6 protein-coding genes are annotated in these 8,440 nt (G+C 33.1%); 3 read left to right on the top strand and 3 right to left on the bottom strand.

Annotation, left to right across the window (positions count from 1 at the left end; genetic code table 11):
* Nucleotides 1-324: 324 nt before the first annotated feature.
* The 3 genes from AC4FQX_RS14930 to AC4FQX_RS14920 form a co-directional block, all read right to left on the bottom strand.
* Nucleotides 325-990 (bottom strand): response regulator, encoded by a 666-nt coding sequence (locus AC4FQX_RS14930; RefSeq protein ID WP_491168522.1) that lies wholly within the window; start codon nt 988-990, stop codon nt 325-327.
* Between the two features lie 14 nt (nt 991-1,004).
* Nucleotides 1,005-3,029, bottom strand: a complete 2,025-nt coding sequence (locus tag AC4FQX_RS14925) for a tetratricopeptide repeat-containing sensor histidine kinase (RefSeq protein WP_491168521.1) — start codon at nt 3,027-3,029, stop codon at nt 1,005-1,007.
* A 92-nt stretch (nt 3,030-3,121) separates the two neighbouring features.
* Nucleotides 3,122-3,382: a hypothetical protein gene (locus tag AC4FQX_RS14920; RefSeq protein ID WP_491168520.1), complete on the bottom strand. Its 261-nt coding sequence runs from the start codon at nt 3,380-3,382 to the stop codon at nt 3,122-3,124.
* Nucleotides 3,383-3,818: 436 nt separating this feature from the next.
* Here AC4FQX_RS14920 and AC4FQX_RS14915 point away from each other — a divergent pair, with 436 nt between their 5' ends.
* The 3 genes from AC4FQX_RS14915 (at nt 3,819) to tssD (ending at nt 7,928) form a co-directional block, all read left to right on the top strand.
* On the top strand, nt 3,819-5,507 hold the full coding sequence (locus AC4FQX_RS14915) for an acetate--CoA ligase (protein ID WP_491168519.1): 1,689 nt from the start codon (nt 3,819-3,821) through the stop codon (nt 5,505-5,507).
* A gap of 3 nt (nt 5,508-5,510) precedes the next feature.
* Nucleotides 5,511-7,127, top strand: a complete 1,617-nt coding sequence (locus AC4FQX_RS14910; RefSeq protein ID WP_491168518.1) for an AMP-binding protein — start codon at nt 5,511-5,513, stop codon at nt 7,125-7,127.
* A gap of 414 nt (nt 7,128-7,541) precedes the next feature.
* On the top strand, nt 7,542-7,928 hold the full coding sequence (tssD, locus tag AC4FQX_RS14905; protein ID WP_491168517.1) for a type VI secretion system tube protein TssD: 387 nt from the start codon (nt 7,542-7,544) through the stop codon (nt 7,926-7,928).
* Nucleotides 7,929-8,440 lie beyond the last annotated feature (512 nt).

Below are 8,440 nucleotides of genomic sequence, written 5' to 3'. Positions count from 1 at the left end.
GTTTCTTTAACTACTACAGTTGCTCCGGGAAGCGGAAATCCATCTGCTTCCGAAATTACTTTTCCTGTAATTCTTATCTCCTGAGCATACGTTTGATGTGCAATGAAAATCAAACATAAATTCAAAAGAATTTGTTTAAATAATTTTTTAATCATATTTCTGGTTTTTGTCTTATTTTATATCTTGTTGTACACGTATATAAGACAAAGATATATTTTCAACAACCCTGAAAAAAAAGGTATTACCTTGGTAAATGTTAAAAATAACAGGTATGACTGACTAAATTGAAATAAAGGATATTAGAGGGTGGGATATGCTCTTTTTTTATAAAAATCCAAGCTCTTTCATTGCTGTGATTAACGCCTGATCTGTTGCTTTTTCACAACCTAAAGCTTCTTTTATTTTCGCCTTTCTGGCTTCTATTGAGCTGATAGAAAAAGGGATATAGTTTACTATATTTTTAGTATGCACTCCCTGAACGATAAGAGATATAATTTGACGATTTATAGAGTCCATAAATATAGAGCTCTCAATAATCTTGCGTATACTATTTTTTACTGTAATACTTTGATAGGTATTCCCATTGATGATAGAATCAAAAACCTGCACAAATTCCTTAGTTTTAAAATCACTTTTTATTAATAACCCTTCCGGAGTTATTTTTTTTACAATATTATACAATATAAAGGCTTCTGTATGAGAGGTTAGCATCATTATTTTGCTTTTCGGACGGTATTCTCTTATTAACACAACCAAATCTTCTCCTGAATTGATACTCTGGTTTTCATATGAAGGCATGCTTCTGTCAAGAATTATCAAATCAAAAGTGGGATAAAGTCTTGTATCAGTGATAATGTTAAATGCTTTTTTGCAACTATAAGCTGTTTTTATGTCCAGTGTATAATTAGAAACGGAACGAAGCATCCTTTTATATCCTTTAACAGTAGAAGGATGATCGTCTATGATAAGAATGTTTAACAGTGATTTCATTATTTTTTATGTTTTCATAATGGAATACTAAATACTAGTGTAGTCCCCTGTTTTGAATTAGAAACGATTTCAAATGTTCCTTTTAATTTCTCTACTCTGGATTTCATGTTTTTTAATCCAATTCCTTTTCGTTTTTTTTCAAGATCAAACCCAACGCCGTTATCTTCAATACTAACAATAAGCTGATTGTTCTCTTTAATAATCCGGACAATACCCCGATTAGCCTGTGCGTATTTATGGATGTTTTGTAACCCCTCTTGTATAATACGATACAAATGTATCTTAATACTACTGGCTACGGTATGCCATTGAATTAAAAAATCGGAAATAAGTATAAATTTTGTTTCTGAAATACTTTTTTGTTCTTCGAGTAGCGTTTGCAAAATAATTTGAAAATTGTATTCTTTTGTAAATTTAGTATCAACCATATCACGGGCAATAGCGGTAATTTCCTGTTCTACATCCTGAATGGCATCAACATAAGCGATACATTCTTTTATAGTTGCGGTTTGCAGTTCATCATGTAAAGCATGCAAATTATAACGAATGCTAACCAGTTGATTGATAATACCATCGTGTAGCTCTTGTGCAATGCGTTTTTTTTCAAGCTCTCTGCCTGTTTCCAGTTTATATTGTTGCTCCAATATTGATTTATAAAGCTCTTCATTTGCTTTTTGTTGCATTGCTTCCAGCTTTAGTTTGGATTCTTTCTTTTTTGCAAAAGAATCTCTAATTAAAAGAAGAATAACTAACAATGAAACTAAACTGATAAACCCAATTATTAAATTCTTTTTACCCTTTTCTAACTTCGTTTTTTCAAGAATTAGTTCTTCGGCTTCATATTGAGCCTGAACTAGTTTATTAGGCAACAAAGGTTCTATTGTTTTAAGGCTATCTGAGATTTTCACGTATTCGGAGAGGTAAGCAACCTCTTTTGATGGGTCAACTTTTCTTAATTGTTCTAATGAAAGTAATATGTTTCGGGGATCAATATCTTTTTCTTTTGCAAGGGCATACGCTTCCTGTGCAAATTGAATCGCTTTTGCGTTATCTTTCTGACCCTGATAATATTCTGATAAATGTCTTTTATTAACAATAAGCCCTTGAATATTTTGTAAACTATCTCTAATGGATAAGGCTATATAAAATAATTGAGGTAACTGAGAATAGTCTTTTAGTTTTAATTGAGAATAAGCTAAATTATCCAGTAACATAGCATAAAGAAAAGCCGTATTTTTATATAAGTCCTTTTCGTTTAGAGCTATTTTGAAATAAGAAATTGCTTCTTGATTTTTTCCTTGATTTTGATAAACTACTCCCAAATTATTTAAACTATTTGTCTTGGACAATCTTCCATTATACGTAGTAGTATCCTTTATTACTTTTAACGCCTTATTATGATAACTAATAGCACTATCATAATTTTGTAGTTCATTAAAGGTTATCCCAAGAAGATTATATATTCTATAGGTATCTTGTTTATTTTTATTATCATAATAAGTTAAGGCTTTAAAAGCTGAAATCTGAGAATGCAAAATATCACCCTCATTATAATAAAGGAAAGCCTTATTTAAATATATTCTTCCTACATTCTCTTTATCACTAAGCTGTGTGTATATTTTTCCGGCTTTAGAATAATATAGATAAGCACTATCATTACTAATCTTATTTTTATAATAGTCTCCTAAATATTCATTTGCTTTTGCCATGCTAGCACTATCTTTAGAAAGAGAAACTCTTTGTTCTATTACCAAGACTATAGATTTATAAGCATTCATTTCACCTATATTATAATATTGATTAGCAACCTGAAATAGATTTTTTAGAGATAAAGAATCCTGTTTTTGTTTCAAAACAAATACTGAAGCTCTTTGAATAAGTTTTACACGCTCAGTGCGTAGCAAGGCTGTATTCTTTGCTTTAGTTAAATACAAGAATAAACTGTCAGGCATTTGGTTTGTCTGAATATTCGTGTTCTTTTTATCCTTACAACTTATTGCAAGGGTAAAAATAAAAATGATACAAATTATTTTCTTCAAAATCCTTTTTTATTAGGCACAAAGTGCGTTTAAATAAAAATCATTTGGTATTTGAGACAATGAGAAAATAATATTAGAATAATTATAAACTTTTATTTTTGAACTGGTATATCAGCTCCTTGATTTCCAGGACCATCTACCATAATTACTTTATTTTCTTTCTTCTGTGATAAAGTATCTGTAATTGTCTTTGTCAAAATTTTTGCGTTTACTTTTGTTATCGGTGCAATTGATTCCGATCCTACTGGAATCGTTACACTTCGTGTTTGTGGTCTGTCTATTTCATCTACACTACAAGAGTAAATTGAGAGTATAAATAAAGACACTACCGTAATTAAAATTGATTTTTTCATTAAATTGTATAGATTTAGGTTATATTTTTTTGATCTAAAAGCATCAAAGTAATTAGGATAATATTAACGAATATAAATTGAACAAACTAATAAAATTAAGAAAATTTATAGACTGTATTCTATAAAAATACGCTTTATTAGAATATAACATAAGGAAAGTCCTTGTTTTAAAGGTAAAATATTTACTATACTTATACTAAAGTCACTAAATGTAAATAATTGTTTCATTTGCTAAAATCCATAATAAATATCAAAAGAATTTACAGCACATTTTGAAAAATCCTAAAGTTTTGATTATAAAAAAACACTATCGTCAGACGAAACAGAGGCGAATAATATTAGATATATGATCGAACCATCTAAAAATCCAATCATCTAAAAAACAATAAAAATAGTTTTGTATGTTTGTATAGCTACCACAAAAAACAACTAAATCATGGAACATACTTTCAGAGAAGTTCGTCAACTTATCTCAGAAGAAAAGTTTGATAAACTGAATCAACTAAAATTTCAGAAACCAAAAACCTTTAACTGGGCAGAAGAAGTTTTTGAAAACATTAACCTAAAAGATCATCCCGAAAAAAACGCACTGATCTGGACAGACGGACAAAAAACAGAACAATTCACATTTGCCGAAATAAGTAAAGAAAGCAATCAGTTCCTTAATTTTTTAAGGAATCACGATATAAAAAAAAATGATGTACTTTTTATGCAGTTACCTCTGTTACCTGCTAACTGGCTAACGCATCTGGTAGCCATAAAAGGAGGTTTCAGGCTGATTCCTGCTGCTACTATTCTCGGAGTTCATGATATTGTATACCGCTTTGGAAAACTATTACCCAAAGTCGTAATTTCAGATTCTGAAAATGCAGATAAAATAGATGAAGCAGAAGAACTTGCCGGAAAATACGTCCCTTTAAAAATCATTGTTAACGGAACAAAAAACGGATGGATCTCTTATGAAGAAATCAGAAAAGAATCCGATGTTGCAAAAGCAACACAAACACAACCCGATGATCCTTTATTTTTATTCTTCACATCCGGTACAACCGGAATGCCAAAAGTAGTAACACATACCCACTTCAGCTATCCGTTCGGACACTTAACCACTGCCTCATGGATTGGATTAAAAGAAGAAGACATACATTATAATATTTCTCAACCCGGATGGGCTAAATTTGCCTGGAGTAATTTCTTCGCACCCTGGAATATGGGAGCTACTATTTTCTCTTTCAGTCCCATAGGTAAATTTCAGGCAAAAGATCAACTAAAAATGCTGGAAAAATATAAAATAACCACTTTTTGTGCTCCCCCGACCGTTTTACGAATGCTCATTCAAGAAGATCTGAAAGCCTGTCAGTTACATATCCGTCAATGCGTTGCCGCAGGTGAACCATTAAATCCCGAAATAATCGAGATCTGGAAAAAAGGAACCGGACTAACCATTCGAGACGGTTTCGGACAAACGGAAAGCACTTGTATCATTGCTAATTTACCCAACACCAGAATTAAATTCGGCTCCATGGGAAAACCTACTTTTCTCTATGAAGTTATGATTGCTGACGATCAGGGCAATGAACTCCCTACCGACGAAGAGGGAAACATTACAGTAAAAACCACCACAGAAATCCCTAATGGTATCTTTTCAGAATATCTGGGAGATCCTGAAAAAAAAGAAGCCGTTTTTAAACATGGTCTATATTACACAGGTGACAAAGCCTATAAAGACGAAGAAGGCTATGTATGGTTTGTAGGAAGAGACGATGATGTTATAAAAGCTTCCGATTATCGAGTAGGTCCTTTTGAAGTAGAAAGTATCCTTTTAGAACATCCCGCAGTTGTAGAATCCGCAGTTGTAGGCAGTCCTCACCCGATAAAAGGATATGAAGTAAAAGCCTTTATTATTCTGGCTGAAAACTATCTTCCGACAGAACAGCTTGCCAATGATATATTCGCCTTTTCAAGAAAAAATCTGGCTCCTTATAAAATGCCTCGTATTATCGAATTTGTATCTGAACTGCCCAAAACAATCAGCGGAAAAATCAGACGTATTGAATTACGCGCAGCAGAAGCAGAAAACAAAGCAAAAAAAGAAAAATCAGACCAGGAATACAGTTATATATAAAAAATGAATTCGAAAATATCATATCTGAACGGCACTTCCCCTATCCCCCTTTTAGGAGAAACAATCGGACAGAATTTACAGCAAACAGTACAACGTTTTCCTGATCGGGAAGCCCTTGTGTGTATCAGTCAGAATTACAGAGTGACTTACAAGGAGCTTTGGGAACAAACATCAGTCATTGCAAAAAGCCTGATGGTATTAAATCTAAAAAGTGGAGATCGTGTTGGAATCTGGGCACCTAATCGTTTTGAATGGGTTCTACTCCAGTACGCAACCGCCAGAATCGGTCTTATTCTCGTAAATATTAATCCCGCCTATCGTACTTCCGAACTGGAATATGCTTTAAATCAATCCGGAGTAAAAGTACTGATCTCTTCCCTAATCTTCAGGAACAGTGATTATAAAACCATGGTAAATGAAATAAAAGACCGATGCCCTGAACTTCAAAAAGTAATCTATCTGGATCAGGACTGGGACAATTTTTCAGAACTGGGAGATACCGTAACAGATGAGGAACTAGAAAACAGAGAAATCCTCGTACAATTTGACGATCCTGTAAACATACAGTACACTTCCGGAACAACCGGAGCCCCAAAAGGAGCAACTCTGTCACACCATAATATTCTAAATAATGGTTATTTCATAGGAAAACGATTAAAATATACTGAAAACGACAGAGTCTGTATCCCCGTTCCGTTCTATCATTGTTTTGGAATGGTAATCGGAAATATCTGTTGTACCTCCCACGGTGCCTGCATGGTTATTCCCGGAGAAATATTTGACCCACAAGCAACCCTGAAAGCAGTCGAAACAGAAAAATGCACCTCTCTGTATGGTGTTCCAACTATGTTTATAGCCGAATTACAATTACCCGATTTCAATGATTACGATCTCAGTACATTACGTACCGGAGTAATGGCAGGTTCCCCCTGCCCTGTTGAAATAATGAAACAGGTTCAGAAAAAAATGTATATGAAAGAAGTCTCCGTATGTTACGGTATGACCGAAACTTCTCCCGTTTCATTACAAACCAAAATAGGAACACCATTAGATAAACAAGTCAGTACCGTAGGTACCGTTCAAGATCATCTGGAAGTAAAAATCATTAATCCGAAAACACAGCAAATCGTTCCCCGCGGTATTGTCGGCGAATTATGCACACGTGGTTATTCCGTAATGTTAAAATACTGGAACAATAAAACCGAAACGGATAAAGTACTGAATGATGCCCGATGGATGCATACCGGAGACGAAGCAGTAATGGATGAAGAAGGTTATGTGAAAATTTCCGGACGTATAAAAGACATTATCATTCGTGGAGGAGAAAATATCTCTCCCAGAGAAATAGAAGAATTCTTATACACACATATCGCCATTGAAGATGTTCAGGTTATTGGCATCCCCGATCCAAAATACGGAGAAGAGATCATGGCGTGGATTAAACTCAAATCAGGAAAATCCGTTACACAAGAAGAATTGCATGATTTCTGCCACTCTCGAATCGCCTACTATAAAATTCCTAAAGTCTGGAAATTCGTAGATACCTTCCCGATTACCATCACAGGGAAAGTACGAAAAATAGAAATGAGAGAAATTGCAATCCGGGAATTAGGACTGTAACAATAGTTGATATTTTACAGTTAATAATTGATAGTTTTTTGAAAAATCTTTTCGTGAAAATTCCCCTCCTCCGGAGGAGTGTCCGCTTTGCGGACGGAGTGGTATTTTTAATTAATAACTATCAACTCTTCACATGCTTATTCCTGCTAAAAAGACACAAACACAATATTATATTTACGAAACCTCTTTATTTTTACCATTTACCATTATAATTAACATGTTTTTTAATTAAAAATTAAATATACCTGCCTTTTTTTAAAAAACACAAAAAAATACATTAATAAAATTATATTTTTAAACAATATTAACCTAATAATATCATATTTTAATCATATAAAACACAAATTATATTTGTTTTTATCATAATTATATTATAATATTGACGTATAAATAAATATTTAAATAAATAAAATTATGAGTTTTTTAGCAAAATTAAAAGTAGGCGGTAAAGATTACACTATCTTAAATGTAAGTTATGATCTGGCACAAGAAACAGACGCTACAGGAAGACCTTCATCCGTAACAAGAGGAGGTAGAATTGTAATCGAAGTAGAATCTACAGGCGGTACAGAATTGTTTGAATGGATGACCAACAATTTCGAAAGAAAAGACGGATCCATCGTTTACAGCAAACGTGATACCGATGCCACTCTGAAAGAATTAAAATTCACAGAAGCCTACATGGTAAAGTACAAAGAGAATTTTGATTCCGTTGGGAAAAATCCTTTAACAGAAACGTTCACGATCTCTTCTAAAAAGATTCAGATGGGTGGTGGTGATTTCGAAAACAACTGGGTATAATTCAACAAAAACGTTATTTTGGAATGGGGCATTGTAACTCAGATGAGCTGTTATTCACAGCATATCAATAAGTTCAGAACTCCATTTTAACCACAGACCCTTTTTGTACTATAAAAGGAGGTATAGTTCTATACCTCCTTTTAACTCCTTTCTTTATAATAATCAAACCTACAAATTATGAGTTTTTTAGCAAAATTAACCATAGACGGACAAAAGGGTATTACGTTTATTACAAAGAAAGCTACAGAAGCACTACAGAAACACCTATAACAATAGAAATGAAGATAGCAGCCAAAAATCTTAATTTCTCAGGAATCACATATCTAAAGAGACTAGTCTCTGAAATAAACAAAAAATAAATCTTCGGCTCTGTTCCTTTAATTTATAATACTATCAAGTATGATCGCAACTCTAAATAAAAATATTGAAAAAAAAGTAGTTATACGTATCCCTATGTATAACAAACCAGTGAATTATTCTGATCTGGAAATCCATCAGGAAATCCTGACGCA

Source organism: Flavobacterium sp. AK-301, assembly GCF_058310215.1.
This window is presented reverse-complemented; position numbering and strand designations above follow the sequence as displayed.